Raw genomic sequence first — 15,617 nt, forward strand, 5'->3', positions numbered from 1 at the left:
CCCACCCTGTGGAGGAGTGGGGAAACCAGCACCCCCTTACCAACCCCCTTATGGTTGTTTTGCTAGATGTAAACATTTTTCCCATCCCCAGTCGTGAAAAATATTACTGAAGAGAATTGCATCATACCCAGAAGGAAAAGGCTGTTGGAAAAAATCTCCCACATAAGTATCTACTCTATCAGATAATCCAGCTTCTGCTATATATTCTTGTGCTATGTCGCATACTGTTGGTAATTCTAAAATAGTACAGTGCATTTGGGGGTAACGCCGAGCTAAGGCAAAACAAAAAGCACCAGAACCACCTCCCACATCGAGAAGACGTTTGACACCAAAAAAGTCACCTCTCAAGGCAGCACCAAGTGCAGGAGTAAGACTTTGACTGTGCATGTGTCTAGTAAAAGCTTCAGCCTTTTCTTGATCTGCTTCGTGAGTTTCCCAAATACCCTTCTCGTCATAAATACTAGACCTATCATTTTGGACAGCCTCTAGCAGTTCTGAATGTGACAAAGGGTTATCGCGCATAAAATGCAGTATACCACCCCAGTAGTAAGGACTATCAGGAAGTAAAAAATTTTGTGATACCTGGGTAAGATGGAATTTTCCCTTAAACTGCACAAGATAGCCTAGTGATGTCATTACTCCTAAAAGTGCTTCAGTAGCACGAGACCCTAAAGACAAATTTGTTGCTACTTCTTCAGCAGTTGCAGGCTTTTTGTCTAATAAAGAGAAAAGTCCTAGCTCGTCTGCAACAGTAAGTGTAGGGAAGTGGAACATCGATAACCATGTATCCCAAAGCGGTTTATCATCACAAGTTAGTATTTCTAGTTCTTGGTCTAGATCGGATATTGACATCATATTTTATTTTATCCAAAAAAAGTGATATTTTTTGAAAAGTATAAATTTGAGAACTTAATATATACATATATATATATCACGAAAATTCGGTCTCCAGAAAATTTCAAATTATTTGCTACAAATATTTGCTCCCTTTTCCCTATAGACCATAGTTTTGTAACATACTTTTTTTTACTTAGTAAAGCTTGTCTACTTAAGATGATTTTTAAAAGCCAAATTGAGACAAATTACTATCTGACAACATTTCAATATTTCAACCTTAATTATTGGTGATTTATGGCAAAAACACAACTATTTTTGTGTAAATCCTGATAGGTTGTAACATTTTATCTAACGGGGTTTGGTCTCCTTTCCCCAAGCTAAAATGGGATGAAAAGACCAAACCCCTACAGTTTTTTTTCACAAATCATTTAGGGTTGCTATATTATGACAAAAAAATTTGGGTCTGGTGCTGAATCTTTTAAGAAGATAAAAAAAGAGAATATTCCTCAGTTCCAGTCCCCTGATTGCAGAGGTACTATTCCCTGTTCCCTGTTCCCTTTTCCCTGTTCCCTGTTCCCTGCTATATAACTGATAACTGAAATGACTATTCAACCCCGAAAAAGATTTGCTCAACATTGGTTGAGGAGTGACAAAGCTCTCAATAAAATTGTCCAAGCTGCTGAATTATCCGACAGCGATCGCCTCCTAGAAATTGGTCCAGGTACAGGCATCCTGACTCATCGTTTATTACCCCTAGCAGCTTCCGTTGTTGCAGTAGAAATTGACAGAGATTTATGTCAAAAGTTAGTTAAAAAAATTGGCTCTGTAGAAAATTTTTTATTGTTACAAGGAGATATTTTATCCCTAGATTTAGAAACAAATTTGGCACAATTTCCAGCTTTCCAAAATCCTAATAAAGTTGTAGCTAATATACCCTATAATATTACCGGACCAATCCTAGAAAAACTATTAGGAACAATTGCCCAACCTGTAGCTAATAGTTATGATTTAATCGTCTTATTATTACAAAAAGAAGTAGCGGATAGAATCTGCGCTCGACCAGACTCAAAAGCTTATAGTTCCCTCTCAGTAAAAATTCAATATTTAGCCAACTGTGAATTTATTTGTGATGTACCTGCCAAAGCATTTTATCCCCCACCAAAAGTTGACTCAGCAGTAATACGACTACGCCCTCAATTAATAGAACCCCAGGCAAATAATCCTAAACAAATGGAAACATTAGTTAAATTAGGTTTTTCTAGTAAACGGAAAATGTTAAGGAATAATCTTAAAGCAGTTATTGAACGCGATCGCCTCTTCCCATTACTAGAAAAGTTAAAAGTAAATCCTCAAGTTCGTGCAGAAGATTTAAGCGTGCAGCAGTGGGTAGCACTAGCAAATAGCATAGAACCCATTTGAGAACTATCTATTTAGGGTTTGCTGAAAAAGTCTTATGGGTGAGGGTAAGAGACAACCCACCCCTCGCCCCTCCCCCTCCCAGGAGGGGAATACAGGAGACAGGAGTCAGGAGGAATGGGAATTATAGAGGAGGTAGGAAGAAGAGTTGTCCCAAGATTGTTCTGCCTTTGTTTGCCCTCAATACTAATATGCATGAACTTTTTATACCAAAAAGCTAGCACTTTTTTCCCTCCAAAAAGGCTGAAACCTTTATCCGTCAATGCTTTGAAATTTAATCAGCCAGCCCTATCTATTTCTGGATTCTGAATTCTGATTCACTATCTTATTACACCGATGCTACCGGATTTTATATGACTTCTGACTTCTGACTTCTGACTTGCGCGTAGCGCTATAGCTCTTACCCCATAGCAAGAGCTAGATACACCGGATTCCACTTTGGTGAGGTACACCCGCGGGAGCAAGATGCTCGCACTAAGAACATTTAATGATTAATATCTGTACTTCATATGCTTGGAATCTGCTGTAATTCGATCGCTTACTTAGTCAAAAAGTCCTTTTTTTTCCCTTTTTTTCCTGACAATTATAATTACAGGTTGTGCATCTTCTGGGGTTTCACCTGATGCTTTCAGTTGTTTGATCATTTTTCCTATATTCTTGGATATCTTACCTTCACCTCTCTGCAAATCACGGATATCTTTACTTTTAGCCGTGCCCATCTCTAAAATAATGGTGTTTGTTTTTTGCTTCATCTTTTTCTTCATTTTTTTCTCCTTGTTATTTATGGGTACTAAATTAAGTACTTGTATGTAATTTTAGTTACAAAACTCAAAGCCCTTGGTCTACATTTTAAGTTGTCTAATATTTTAAGCTTTTGATATGTCAAATAAAGTAATAGTGACTGTTATAACTTGTTAACCCAGCAGTCTTTTCTGTGTTTTTTGTGATAAAAATTTTAGATTTCTTAACTGGCCAACAATATTTGACAAAAATTGGACAACCAATACAATACCATACCATTTCTCAAAAACTTTTCAACTTGGCTATTGAGTAGGGAACACGGGGAAAGTTATTCGGTTATTTTTAATTACTTAATTAGGGTTTGCGCTCATATCTTATATTATCAGCTTTTTATTCCCCCTTCCGGAGCTGTTGCCTGCGCGCAGCGCTATAGAAACCCTGTAGAGAAGATGTTGGTATAGCAAGGAACGAGTTATTTAGGACATAGAATAAATAACAAATCCAATTTCAAATACCTAAAACATGAATTTAATTGGCCAAGAATTTCAACCCATAGCAGCGATCGCCACAACTCCCACAGCAACAAAATTATTGCAACCTATTTGTCAGACAATGGGGGCAACTCTGTGGATGCCAGACTCTTGTCAACACACAACAAATTCTACTGTTAACGCCGAAATTTACACTGACTCTCTGAAAAATCATCTAGCAAATATTTGGCAAAACTATAGTGCTATAGTTTTCTGTCTCGCCAGCGGTGCAGTTGTACGTTTAATATCTCCACTTTTAAAAGATAAATATTGCGATCCAGCAGTAGTCGTTGTAGATGAAGCAGGTAAATTTGTCATTAGTTTATGTAGTGGTCATCAAGGTGGTGCCGATAAACTAACTAATGTACTCGCTCGCCTCCTGAACGCTACCCCAATTATTACAGGCGCATCCCATAATTTGGAATTACCTGGTGTTGATATTTTGGGTAAACCTTTTGGTTGGCAGCGAGGAGAGGGAGACTGGAATAGAGTCAGTGGAATAGTTGCTAGAGGAGAAACTGTACAAGTAATTCAGGAAGTGGGTTCGACCTTGTGGCAAGAGCATCTACCCCAGAATCATCCATTTTATTTTGGATTTCCAGAAATAGGCGATCGCTCATCCCCTACTCCCAAGGCCAGAATTTGGATTAGTTTTACTAAGCGCCAGTTTTCTCCAGATTCAGATTTACCGAAAGTGCAATGGCATCCACGAGTTTTGTGGATAGGGGTTGGTTGTGAAAGAGGTACTTCTAAAAAATTAATTGCAACTGCTATTCAACAAGTATTTCAAACTAATCATTTAGCAAAAGGAGCGATCGCTGGAATTGCCACTATCGATCTTAAAGCTGATGAAATAGGGTTAGTAGAATTTTGTCAGGAACAAGATTTACCCTTGCAGACTTTTTCTTCCGAGTTATTAAGCTGTGTTGAAGTACCTAATCCTTCTAATATTGTTGCTCAGGAAGTAGGAACTCCTAGTGTTGCTGAAGCTGCTGCAATTTTAGGGGTAAAAGAAGGAAGAAGGAAGAGGGAAGAAGGCAGAAGGAAGAAGGCAGAAGGCAGAAGGCAGAAGGAAGAGGGAAGAGGGAAAAAAGAAGAAGGAATGAATAAATGGATAGATACTCAAATTAAAACTAATTATAAACACTATGTAGAAGACGGAGTATTAAACCCAGAAGAAAAAGATAATCTTAATTCAGAATCAAAAGAGAATACTGACAATTTATCCTCGAACTTTCAGGAAATTAATGAAGGTAATTTATTAGTTAGTAAGCAAATATTTCGTCTAGAAGGTGAACCAGGAGCAGCAACTATTGCTGTGGCTATATCTGAAAAAGAATATACAGGAAGAACTGGAAAACTATTGTTAATTGGCACTGGCCCAGGAAAATTAGAACAGATGACACCCGCAGCTCAAATGGCTGTTAGTTCTGCTGATGTTGTCATTGGTTATTCTCTTTATATTGACTTAATTCAACCCTTATTAAATCCTGGGCAAATCATAGAAAAATTACCTATTACTCAAGAAAAAGAACGAGCAGAAAGAGCAATTGAATTGGCAAATTTTGGCTTAAATGTCGCAGTAGTTTCTTCTGGTGATTGTGGAATTTATGGCATGGCAGGATTAGTTTTAGAGCAACTTCGAGCCACAGGTTGGGATGGCAAAATTCCGATAGTAGAAGTATTTCCTGGAGTTAGTGCTTTACAGTCTGCTGCTGCTAGAGTTGGTGCGCCTTTGATGCACGATTTTTGTGCTATTAGTTTGAGCGATTTATTAACACCTTGGGAGGTAATAGAAAAACGTTTAAATGCTGTAGCAATGGCTGATTTTGTTGTGGCACTTTATAATCCTAAATCCCAGAAAAGAACAGAACAATTAGTTAAAGCTGTGAAGATATTTTTAGAATATCGTAAATCGGAAACTCCAGTAGCAATTGTCCGGTCTGTTTATCGAGAAAATGAGGAAATTACCTTGACAAGTCTGGATAAATTATTGGAGTTTTCTATTGATATGTTGACAGTAATTTTGATTGGTAATGAATCTACAGGTATTTACAATAATTGGATGATTACACCCAGGGGTTATTCAACAATTAATAATTAATAATTAATAATTAGGGTTTGCTGATTAAATCTCAAATAATTACTAGATAAAGGTTTTAGCTTTTTTAGGTATTGAAAAAGTGCATGGTTTTCAGCTCTTCATGCTCAAAAAGCTAGTATTTTGGGCTGACTATGGCAGAATAATCTTGGGACAATTCTTACTCCTACCTCCTCGCTCATTCCCCGTTTCTCCTGTCTCCCCCTCCTGGGAGGGGTTAGGGGTGGGTTGTCTCCTGTCTCCTGTCTCCTACTAAAGAGCAAAAAGACTTTTTCAGCAAACCCTAATTACCTCTCCTTGAAAGCGGATAGGATGTAAGTATTTCCTGCAGAATGCGGAGCTAACAGCTATTAGCAGTCAGCTATCAGCAATTAGTAATAAGTAATAAGTAATTACTTCTAAGGTTTAGGAAGAGAACTTTGCCAGTAAATTTTATTCTTTCCTCAATTTCAAAGGTTGCTTTTATCTTCCTCAAAATTAATAGCTGATAGCTAATAGCTGACGGCTATTTGCGGAGCATTCCGGAGGAAATGCTTACCTAATTACCACCAAAAGTAGGAATTGAATCAGAAGGAGGAGCTGTCATTACTGATGAATTATAGGGATTAACTAAATCAGGAGTTCTAATGACTGGTGTACTAGAAAACTGCCGCCTTTGTTCCTCTATATAAAGCTGATTGATTAGGCGTAAGTCGTCAGAAATAGCTTCATCAGGAAACCTTAATATACCAAAATAACGACCTATTTGATTCAAAAACTCTGTTTTCTCAAAAAAGTTACCAGAATATCTTTGACTTGCTTCGTTAAACTCTTCTGCAAAAGGTTGATATGTACCAACAGGATCTTCAGGATGTCCCGCTTGAGCAATTTGGACAGATGTTAGAGTCGCGATCGCTGAAAAAATCATTATGCCACTAAGGCTTTTCCAATTCATGGCCATACGTTATTATTTATTGTAGGTTATTACTGGTGACATCTCCCATACTAAGCTGACGCTATAGTGTGGACTTCTCGTTTCGCAGCCCCGGTATTCCGTCGGGCAAGCGCGTGCTTTAAGGACGGAATGCCCTGCCGCCCTATTTTTTATGCCACGTTCACATCGCGGTCTATTGCTATGCCACAGTGCGGACAAGAATGGCTAAATTGCTCATATTATAGCAGTGAGATTATATGGCAAAAAATTATATATTTTGGAACTATTTTAATTAAAAGTATGACAAATCAAATTTCATCCTTAGCTACTCTTGATTTAACCACCATCAAACAAGAACTACTCGATTTGTTATGTAATTTAGCTTATCGCGAAGGGGATTTTATCTTATCTTCTGGACAACGTAGCTCCTATTACATAAATGGTAAATACGTCACTCTTCATCCCCAAGGTGCTTTAGCAATTGGACGGTTATTATTGTCCATCTTACCTGAAGATACTCAAGGTGTAGCAGGTTTAACTTTAGGTGCAGATCCAATAGTTACTGCTGTTAGTGTAGTCTCAGCTTATGAAAATCGTCCAATACCAGCTTTAATTATCCGAAAACAAGCTAAAGGACATGGCACAATGGCTTATATAGAAGGACCCTCACTAGAAGCTAATGCCAGGGTGGTTGTTTTGGAAGATGTGGTCACAACTGGAGCATCAGCAATGCTAGCTGTTAATCGACTGCGAGAAGCAAGCTATCAAGTCCATCGGGTTTTTGCCCTTGTAGATAGGGAGCAAGGAGGTCGAGAACTTTATCAAAAAGAAGGTCTTCAGTTTGAGTCAATATTTACTATATCAGAGCTACAAGAAAATCTGAAAAATATTAGCCAGAAAAATGACGACTAAAGCAGATTATACAAATTCAGAATGGGAGTTATTGTTGCAAGCAATTACTTTGGTTTCGATGATAATTATTACCTCTGAATTTACACTTTTTTCGGCTGTTAAAGAAGTATTTACTTTTAACAAAGAAATTAAGCACGCTAAGTTAAATTATCAGGATAATCAACTGGTTCATAATTTGTTGGTAGATATTGCAGAAAAAACGACTCGAATAAATGAGATAGAAAATGCAGTAAATTTTACAGAATTTCTGGAAGATGCAGAAGAAAAAATTAAAGCTGCAGTAGCGATTGCTCATCTTAAAGCGACTCCGAAAGAAGCTCAAGAATACAAAGAATTTCTCTATGAAATAGCGACTCAAATAGCTAATGCTTCTGGAGAGGGAATATTTGCTACAGGACCTAAAATTAGTCAACAAGAAGCTATAGTTTTAGAAAGACTCAAAATGCTTCTTGAGCTGGATTAATTTAATTAAATTAGTTCCTGTGCAAAATGATTTGTATTATTTATAACTCAACTATATTTCCTGTTCACAACCCCTGTGTTTCCTACTTCTGCTAAATTAATCTTCTCTCCATTCTTCCCGACCAATTAAGTCAACAATATTGTCTATTTACCCCTATCAATTTGTTTGTTCGCCGATGGAGGTGCCTCAAAAGTAGTTTAGTCGGGTAGATTGTGGTTTGCCGGAATCTGGTTTTGTTTTTGCCTGTTTTAACCGTCACTATAGAACCCATTTGAGATCTATTTAAAAAGAGATGGGGAGATGGGGAGATGGAAGCAAATTTCAACCTGCTTGGTGCACTACCTGGTGCGCCGTGCGACGGTGAGTGCAGTACGCCCTTCGGGTTCCCAAGGGGCTGTGGGCCTCAGCAGGTTCTGCCCGATAGATGCCGCGCCGAATTGAAGCAACTGCCGTACGCAAAGCGTTTCTGTTAGTGTAGCTCCTCCGGAGGAGGAAAGAGATACCCGAAGGACCCGGGGTATCATCCGCTTTTGGCCCTATTCTAGTTCCTGAATCTCCTGACTTCATCACCGACTGAGTTCTGAGGACGGCAGCCAAAAGCACATACCCCGTGCAAAGATACGATCGGGGGTTCTATAGAACTGCTAAATTTAATAATTCTTCATAAATCAACAAGTAAAGAATTTTAACTTCCCTGGCGGGAAGTCCCGCGCTCTCCCGAAGGGGAGCGGAGGGATGGGAAAGCTAGGGCCAAGAGTCGGATACCTCCACAAATAAAACCTTCCTATACCCTTGACAAGCTAGGAGGTATGCATGTTATTATCAATGTCAACACAGGGGGAGGACATCACCTCACACGAAACAGCGGTTATTTTTTTCATGACTGAAGAATCCCGCGTTGTCGCGCTATGCGCAACGTCGGGAGTATGTCAATATACAACTTTCCTGAATGATGAGGTATTATTTAGGATAAATCTCTTTTCCCTACAGTAGGGTGTGTTTTCGGCTGTTGCTGACATGAAACGCTGCGCGACATGAAAAGCGTTTCGCTGCGCATTCATGTCGCGCAGCATTCCGTAGGAAAGCGAAACGCACCGAAATATTTGGAATAGGCTAGATAGACGGTGCGTTACATTTCATTAACGCACCCTACTGGGCTTTTTGATTACCCTCAATCCAATCCCAAAAAAGTGCTATAGTAAAAGACTAAGCTAGGGGTGCCTAGATATTAGGCTGAGAAATACCCTTAGAACCTGAGACTGGTTAATACCAGCGGAGGGAAGCTGTTTATTAAAGGAATGAATATATGCGGACAGAATGGATCGCCAAGCGTAGTGGACACAAAAATGTCTCTCAAATGCACTATGCTCGTCAGGGAATCATCACTGAAGAAATGGACTTTGTGGCCCAACGAGAAAATCTCCCTGCTGAGTTAATCCGCGAAGAAGTAGCAAGGGGACGGATGATTATCCCTGCTAATATTAATCACACTAATTTAGAACCAATGTGTATTGGCATTGCTTCTAGGTGTAAAGTTAATGCTAATATTGGTGCCTCTCCCAACACTTCCGACATTGAGAAGGAAGTTGATAAACTGAAACTGTCTATTAAATACGGTGCAGATACCGTTATGGACTTATCCACAGGTGGCGGTAACTTGGACGAAATTAGAACTGCCATTATCAACGCTTCACCAGTTCCTATCGGTACAGTACCAGTTTACCAGGCAGTAGAAAGTGTTCATGGCAGAATTGAAAATTTAACTGCTGACGACTTTCTTCATGTTATTGAAAAGCACGCTCAACAAGGGGTAGACTATCAAACTATCCATGCCGGAATTTTAATCGAGCATCTACCTCTAGTCAGAAGTCGTATCACTGGTATAGTTTCCCGTGGCGGTGGAATTATTGCTAAGTGGATGCTACACCACCATAAACAAAATCCTCTTTATACTCACTTTGATGACATCATTGAAATATTCAAAAAATATGATGTTTCTTTCAGTTTAGGGGACTCTTTACGACCTGGTTGTACTCACGACGCTTCTGATGAAGCGCAATTGGCAGAATTAAAAACATTAGGTCAATTAACTCGCCGTGCTTGGGAACATGATGTCCAAGTTATGGTAGAGGGTCCAGGCCATGTACCGATGGATCAAATTGAATTTAATGTTAAGAAACAAATGGAAGAGTGTTCGGAAGCACCTTTCTATGTTTTGGGTCCATTAGTCACAGATATTGCTCCTGGTTATGACCATATTACTTCTGCTATTGGCGCGGCAATGGCAGGTTGGTATGGTACAGCGATGTTGTGTTATGTTACTCCGAAAGAACATTTAGGTTTGCCTGATGCTGAGGATGTGCGAAATGGGTTAATTGCTTATAAAATTGCTGCCCATGCTGCGGATATTGCTCGTCATCGTCAGGGAGCAAGAGATAGGGATGATGAACTTTCTGCTGCTCGTTATAATTTTGATTGGAACCGTCAATTTGAGTTATCTTTAGACCCAGATCGAGCTAAGGAATATCACGACGAAACTTTGCCTGCGGATATTTATAAAACTGCTGAATTTTGTTCTATGTGCGGACCAAAATTCTGTCCGATGCAGACTAAGGTTGATGCTGATGCTTTGACAGAATTAGAGAAGTTTTTGGCTCAAGAAAAAGAACCTGTAACTCAAAGTTAATATCTATTTGGCTAATCTATTTTAACTTGTCCTAACCTGAATGCGTAGTCCTATATCTTCTATGAATCCGCAGTTTTCGGATTGAAATACACGCTCTGATCAACACAGAGACTGTTTGACATTTTCAAAGTTAGAACAAGTTTTAGAACTGGGAAACCATAGATCGGCGATGATTAGTTGAGAACCATATAGTTTACACTTGTACTCTAGCTGTCTACGAAACTCATAAAATCCCATATCTGCTATAGCTTTAGCTAACTATAGAACCCATTTGGTATCTTTGCGGTGCGTAAAAATTTTTGAGTTACTCAAAGGTTCTTACTTAGAGGCAATACAGGAAAAAGTGGATGCGATCCCGCGCCCTTCGGTTATCTCTTTCCTCCTCCGGAGGAGCTACGCTAACAGAGAAAATTTGCGTACCGCAGTTGCGTGACTTTTGGCGGGGTGCCTATCGGGCGGACGCTGGTTCCGCCCACAGCCCCTTGGGAACCTGCAAGGCGCACTGCACTCACCGTCGCACGGCGCACCTGGTAGCGCACCAATCAGGTTGAAAAATACTCGCTCCACACCTCCATCACCCCATGCTGACAAGGGTAGATTTTTCATCACCCTCGGGTATGGGGCGCGAGTGTAGTCCGAAAGGAGAATACAGCTCTTGCGTGAAGTTTGCAGCGTCGGGTCAGACCAGACCCTGTACTCCCCACACTCCCCATACTCCCCCTGTATTTCTAAATAGGGTTTGCGCTCAAAAGCCTGAAAATGGTTGACTTGTTATTCAAAGAAAGCTGATCATAATCAAAATTTATCATTATTAATTCAACTATAAGTTGAAATGATTAAATAGACCGCAAAAACAGTTTTTGGAGCAAAAAAGTACAAAAAAAGAGAAAAAGCCTCTTCCGGTGAGGGTGGAAAGGTTAATTACTAGAAAAGTAATTGCGATCGCGCAGCGGAACGGAGTTCTATCGCAGTTGTGGAAGTTTCAGAAAGTTTAGCCATCACTTTTCCGAGACTAAATCCTCTTTTTGCTTGCCCAAATTTACCCTCAACATGGTTCCGTAATCTTTCATCTAACTGAGCTTGTTTCTTCGTTTGTTTATCAATAGAGTTGTCGCTAAATAGAGGGAAAAAATCGCTCCAACCTAGACAGAGCAATCATTCCAAGGCTTTTTAGTCTCCAATAGCTAGAATCCTTATAGAACAAGGTTTTTGGGGATTTTTTAAGTTATAAAGCGACAAGTCTAATATTTTTGGGTGGTCTCCCCAAGGGAGGACTGCCTTGTCTGTACATGGTGTGTGCAGTTATAGATACCTGGAATAAGAGTGTATTTTAGCTCAAAATCAAGTACAATTTCCAATCAAAAATGCCTTAAATCTTTACTATGTAAATTTTTGAGATTTATTCAGCAAACCCTAAATAGAACCAATTTGGAATCTATAGAACTTTGGTTTACTCTGCTGATGGTAGAGAAAAAATAGCAAAGGATATTAAATTTCGGCGTTGGTAAATCAAGAGATGAAACTTTCAGACTAATCCCCTTCTGACTAACTCTAAATGTTTAACTAGATTAAGTAATGGGTATCACCCCTGCGAGAAAATCATCTTATATCATGTTCCCCCTCCGGGGGAGCTACGCTAACGGACGGGTCAGTTATAAATAAAATTTAAGAACTGACAGTACCGAAGAAATACTGAAATTATCTTTACTTTTGTTCCTTCCTTCTTTCTTCCCTCCTGACTTCTGAGGACTGAGGACTGACTCCTCGCATTGTCTCCATCCTAAATCTTATATAGCTTTTGACAATTTCCGATTCTTTAACAAACCAGAAACGTTTAAATCTTCCAAAATAATTGTTTGGTTTTCACGAATTATTTCAGTAGATAACTTATGTAGGAAATCCGTTCTAGTATCTTTAAGTTTGGGATGAAATTTAGCTATTCTCAGCCTAGCTTTTTCGTAATTGCTTCCTGCTACCTCCGTTTCAGTCACCGCGGGCTTTACAGTTTAATTGTTAATCAACGAATTTGATATTAGACATATCCACGAAAATAAATAAGCCTTTGATTTAACCATTAAACAAATTGGTAACGAATAATTAATATTTAATAAAATAATTAAAATATAAGAGTAATATCAATTATTTCCCTAAACCTCACAATTTTCAAATTTTGATCTGCTGTTCCCTGTTCCCTACTACTTTTTTTACTATTTGTGGGTAAAGAGGGTTTGATGGTTGGAGAAAAATTTTTAATTTAAACTCTAACAAAGGACAGTTCTACCTATATTTAAAGTTTTTAATTTTTTGTTTTTTAGATTATTTATACACATAAGTGGTATAGATAGTCTAAGATAGATCGATAGTGCTAACACTGAACTAGGTAACTCAATTTACCCATGCTTCACCAGCCAAAACATCAAGATATTAGACTTTTTCTTTGGACTAATCTTGCTGAATCTTTTGACTGGCATACCATTAGCACAAAACGTAATTTTTGTCAACCTCCCACCTCGCCGTATCAATGAAGCTAGGATTAGGAGCATAGGAATAGCACTGTGGCTCATACATTTATACTAGAATCAGGCCAATGGTCAATAGAAGGAAATTGGCTAGAGCGTAATGGAATGTTAATTACTGTTAAGGGTAAGACTATTGTTACATGGGACCGTACAGATTGGTTCTCTATGGTGACAAAACTGATATTTCCCAGTCAAGACCGTGAGGACATTATCTTACAATACAGAGGACGTCTCGACAGTGACGAACGACACTATACGTTTCTTCTTCAGCATAGCGAACTAGGAAAAATAGAAGGAGAAGGATGGCTGGGCATTAATTCAATTATTCAGCGCTATTGGGTACTGGGAAATGATGTCCAACGTCGTAGTGGCTTTGAAACTTTACTACGCTTAGACCAAGAGCGATATTATTTTACTGGCGGGATTTTAAGTGGTGTTTCTTTGAATAGTGCTATGGAGGCAACTATAGAGCGTCAACCAGATTAATTAATAAACAATTATTAATATTTTTTAGTATTCTTGAATATTCTTAATTTTTGAGTTAGTCACTCAATGATGTTTTTAATACTTGTAATAATTGCAAATTGATAGCAATACACTTAAATAATGTCAAATAATATATATTAATATTAAATAATCAATCGCCTAAAGTTGTTGTTAACTAAACTTCTTAGCTCATAAAATCTTAGTTTTAAGTTTTGAGTTGAGTGAAACAGTATTAGTTGACGCCCCACGATCCCCAACTCTCTTTCATTAGTTTGAAACTGAGTGAGAGAAAGAGGTCGTCCCTAAGACAACTTCCGTTTTAGTCAAAATCAGGGTTAGATTCTAATCCCCACTTATGTTTTAAAAATTGTTGGTAAAGAGTTTCCCTCATCAACATCTGTTCATATAATTGAACCAAGCAATCTTGAGCTTGTTGTAAACTCATCTGGCGTACCTGAGTCTCAAAAGACCGAACACTAAATTGCTTTTCCAGTGGCATTTCCATCGGTTGGTCCATAGTTTTACTCCATATTCATAGTAACAACTATTCACTGAGCCTACTTCAGAGTAAAATCAGTAAATTTAGATACAAAAAATTTATCTGGATTGCTCCAAATATGCCTTGTTAGATTCAGCGATCGCCATACATTTTCTACAACTGTGAGAATAAATATGAATATCGCATCATGTTACAAAATATAACAAATATTTGACAAAACTGCCATCATTTTTCTCGTATCACAGATATAAAAATAGCAAATATTGAGAATTTTCTTCTGCCTTAAAGAAATCCTAGATAACAGTCAAGAGTAAAGATGCTCATTTTGAACAAATTTCTGATGAGTAGACAATTTCTCAAAAGTCTTAAGCAGAAATTTAAACAAGTGGAGTTCTCTTAAGGTTTATTTCACAAAGAGGGGATCAAATCTAAAAATAAGTAGTATGCTGAAACAAGTAACTATTACGACTAGCATTATTAAAAATGTTTTATAAAAAATCTAAGTACAACTTATTGGCCATAGCTATAATACTCAGCTTCGTCAGCACTACTTCAGCTGATGCTTCGACTCTCAAACCAAGAGCAAAACAAACCCAATTAGCGAACACAACAATTATTGCCCTTGAAGTAGAAGCCAAAGAAGAATTCGATCGTGGGGTGAAACTCTACAAGGAAGGAGACCTGACATCAGCAGAAGCAGCATTCCGCAAAGCTATTGAATTAGATTCAGAATTTGCAGAAGCTTATGCTAATCTGGGCAGTCTTCTAGCCAATCAAAATAATTTGTCAGAAGCAATTTCCCAATTTGAAAATGCTGTTCGTCTCAAACCAGACTTAGCAGTGCTTCATTATCAACTAGGGGTAGCATTGTATTTGGAAAATAAACGACCTGAAGCATTAGTATCTCTCACTAAAGCCAGAGACTTATTAAAAGAACAAGGTAAAGGAGAAGATGCAGAAAAAATCGAGAAAGCAATACAAAGAATTCAAGCAGAATCTTAAGAGAAAAGCACAACTCAAGATAGCGGCATTACATAGACGAGTAGCTAACATCCGCAAACATGCACTTCATAAATTAACAACATATTTAGCTAAAAACCACAGGGTTGTTGTTATAGAAGATTTTAACCTCAGCGGTATGTTAGCCAACCATAACCCACCCCCATCCCCTCCCAGGACGGGAGCTAGAGGGGTGGGTGCAGGCCAGTGATTTTATGAGTTTAGGCGACAGCTTGAATATAAAACTCAGTGGTACGGTTGTGAGCTAGTGGTAGTTGATAGATTTTTTCCATCGTCAAAGATTTGCAGTAGGTGGGGTCATGTTAAAGATATGCCCTTATTCTATGATTTATTTATAAATGAGGAATAGATATATGTTGAAAATTGTTATTGCTCGTCCAGGAGAAAACTGAGTTATGAGACAAATTACCTTAACCCCCGAACAAGAAAAATTGGTGGTGGTGCATAGTAATGGTAGAGAGAGTGTGGGGAGATGGGGACCCACCCCTAACCCC

Annotated in this window: 16 protein-coding genes, 2 pseudogenes and 1 riboswitch; of the genes and pseudogenes, 10 read left to right on the top strand and 8 right to left on the bottom strand. The window is 38.5% G+C overall.

All coding sequences use genetic code 11. The features are described 5' to 3' along the window. Positions 1-48 precede the first annotated feature (48 nt). On the bottom strand, positions 49-855 hold the full coding sequence (locus D5R40_RS23330) for a methyltransferase (protein ID WP_240041642.1): 807 nt from the start codon (positions 853-855) through the stop codon (positions 49-51). Positions 856-1,437: 582 nt separating this feature from the next. Here D5R40_RS23330 and rsmA point away from each other — a divergent pair. Next, complete coding sequence (rsmA, locus tag D5R40_RS23335; protein WP_124144525.1) at positions 1,438-2,256, top strand: 16S rRNA (adenine(1518)-N(6)/adenine(1519)-N(6))-dimethyltransferase RsmA; 819 nt, start codon at positions 1,438-1,440, stop codon at positions 2,254-2,256. Between the two features lie 539 nt (positions 2,257-2,795). Here the strand turns inward: rsmA and D5R40_RS23340 are convergent. Beyond that, positions 2,796-3,017: a DUF6200 domain-containing protein gene (locus D5R40_RS23340; RefSeq protein ID WP_240038905.1), complete on the bottom strand. Its 222-nt coding sequence runs from the start codon at positions 3,015-3,017 to the stop codon at positions 2,796-2,798. A gap of 499 nt (positions 3,018-3,516) precedes the next feature. On the opposite strand from D5R40_RS23340, the gene cobJ reads away from it, so the two are divergent. Further along, a complete protein-coding gene (cobJ, locus tag D5R40_RS23345; protein ID WP_124155285.1) occupies positions 3,517-5,628 on the top strand; it encodes a precorrin-3B C(17)-methyltransferase in 2,112 nt (703 codons plus the stop codon). Between the two features lie 104 nt (positions 5,629-5,732). Here cobJ and D5R40_RS35925 read toward each other — a convergent pair whose 3' ends face one another. Further along, a complete protein-coding gene (locus D5R40_RS35925; protein WP_161564464.1) occupies positions 5,733-5,888 on the bottom strand; it encodes a hypothetical protein in 156 nt (51 codons plus the stop codon). Between the two features lie 275 nt (positions 5,889-6,163). Then, the gene (locus tag D5R40_RS23350) at positions 6,164-6,565 is read right to left on the bottom strand and encodes a hypothetical protein (protein WP_124144527.1); all 402 of its coding nucleotides are present in this window, start codon (positions 6,563-6,565) and stop codon (positions 6,164-6,166) included. A gap of 273 nt (positions 6,566-6,838) precedes the next feature. On the opposite strand from D5R40_RS23350, the gene pyrE reads away from it, so the two are divergent. The 3 genes from pyrE to thiC all read left to right on the top strand — a co-directional run bounded on the left by pyrE (position 6,839) and on the right by thiC (position 10,599). Then, positions 6,839-7,450, top strand: a complete 612-nt coding sequence (gene pyrE, locus D5R40_RS23355; RefSeq protein WP_124144528.1) for an orotate phosphoribosyltransferase — start codon at positions 6,839-6,841, stop codon at positions 7,448-7,450. Then, complete coding sequence (locus tag D5R40_RS23360; RefSeq protein WP_124144529.1) at positions 7,440-7,913, top strand: hypothetical protein; 474 nt, start codon at positions 7,440-7,442, stop codon at positions 7,911-7,913. The genes pyrE and D5R40_RS23360 overlap by 11 nt, the downstream gene beginning before the upstream one ends. Before the next feature lie 1,203 nt (positions 7,914-9,116). After that, a riboswitch (TPP riboswitch) is annotated at positions 9,117-9,211 on the top strand. An 8-nt stretch (positions 9,212-9,219) separates the two neighbouring features. Further along, complete coding sequence (gene thiC / locus D5R40_RS23365) at positions 9,220-10,599, top strand: phosphomethylpyrimidine synthase (RefSeq protein ID WP_124155286.1); 1,380 nt, start codon at positions 9,220-9,222, stop codon at positions 10,597-10,599. A gap of 99 nt (positions 10,600-10,698) precedes the next feature. Here thiC and D5R40_RS23370 read toward each other — a convergent pair whose 3' ends face one another. From D5R40_RS23370 to D5R40_RS23380, 3 genes and pseudogenes are all read right to left on the bottom strand, one after another. Continuing rightward, positions 10,699-10,836 carry a zinc ribbon domain-containing protein gene (locus D5R40_RS23370; RefSeq protein WP_375339404.1) on the bottom strand — a complete coding sequence of 46 codons (138 nt, stop codon included), beginning with the start codon at positions 10,834-10,836 and terminating at the stop codon, positions 10,699-10,701. Between the two features lie 631 nt (positions 10,837-11,467). Beyond that, a pseudogene (locus tag D5R40_RS23375) lies at positions 11,468-11,706 on the bottom strand (transposase); the annotation flags it as partial. 680 nt (positions 11,707-12,386) lie between these two features. Beyond that, positions 12,387-12,590, bottom strand: a complete 204-nt coding sequence (locus D5R40_RS23380) for a transposase (protein ID WP_240038906.1) — start codon at positions 12,588-12,590, stop codon at positions 12,387-12,389. 405 nt (positions 12,591-12,995) lie between these two features. Here D5R40_RS23380 and D5R40_RS41380 point away from each other — a divergent pair, with 405 nt between their 5' ends. Then, on the top strand, positions 12,996-13,124 hold the full coding sequence (locus D5R40_RS41380) for a hypothetical protein (protein ID WP_275670339.1): 129 nt from the start codon (positions 12,996-12,998) through the stop codon (positions 13,122-13,124). 30 nt (positions 13,125-13,154) lie between these two features. Further along, positions 13,155-13,604, top strand: coding sequence for a hypothetical protein (locus tag D5R40_RS23385; RefSeq protein ID WP_124155288.1), 450 nt, complete (start codon positions 13,155-13,157; stop codon positions 13,602-13,604). 319 nt (positions 13,605-13,923) lie between these two features. Here the strand turns inward: D5R40_RS23385 and D5R40_RS23390 are convergent, their stop codons facing one another. After that, positions 13,924-14,121 carry an NblA/ycf18 family protein gene (locus tag D5R40_RS23390; RefSeq protein ID WP_124144533.1) on the bottom strand — a complete coding sequence of 66 codons (198 nt, stop codon included), beginning with the start codon at positions 14,119-14,121 and terminating at the stop codon, positions 13,924-13,926. A gap of 465 nt (positions 14,122-14,586) precedes the next feature. On the opposite strand from D5R40_RS23390, the gene D5R40_RS23395 reads away from it, so the two are divergent. The 3 genes and pseudogenes from D5R40_RS23395 to D5R40_RS23405 all read left to right on the top strand — a co-directional run. Beyond that, positions 14,587-15,105, top strand: a complete 519-nt coding sequence (locus D5R40_RS23395) for a tetratricopeptide repeat protein (protein WP_124144534.1) — start codon at positions 14,587-14,589, stop codon at positions 15,103-15,105. Continuing rightward, positions 15,056-15,313, top strand: a complete 258-nt coding sequence (locus tag D5R40_RS23400; protein WP_124155289.1) for a transposase — start codon at positions 15,056-15,058, stop codon at positions 15,311-15,313. Before D5R40_RS23395 ends, D5R40_RS23400 begins: the two co-directional genes overlap by 50 nt. Positions 15,314-15,325: 12 nt before the next feature. Further along, positions 15,326-15,472: pseudogene (locus D5R40_RS23405) on the top strand (zinc ribbon domain-containing protein); the annotation flags it as partial. Between the last annotated feature and the right edge of the window lie 145 nt (positions 15,473-15,617).

Source organism: Okeania hirsuta, assembly GCF_003838195.1.
GTDB lineage: Bacteria > Cyanobacteriota > Cyanobacteriia > Cyanobacteriales > Microcoleaceae > Okeania > Okeania hirsuta.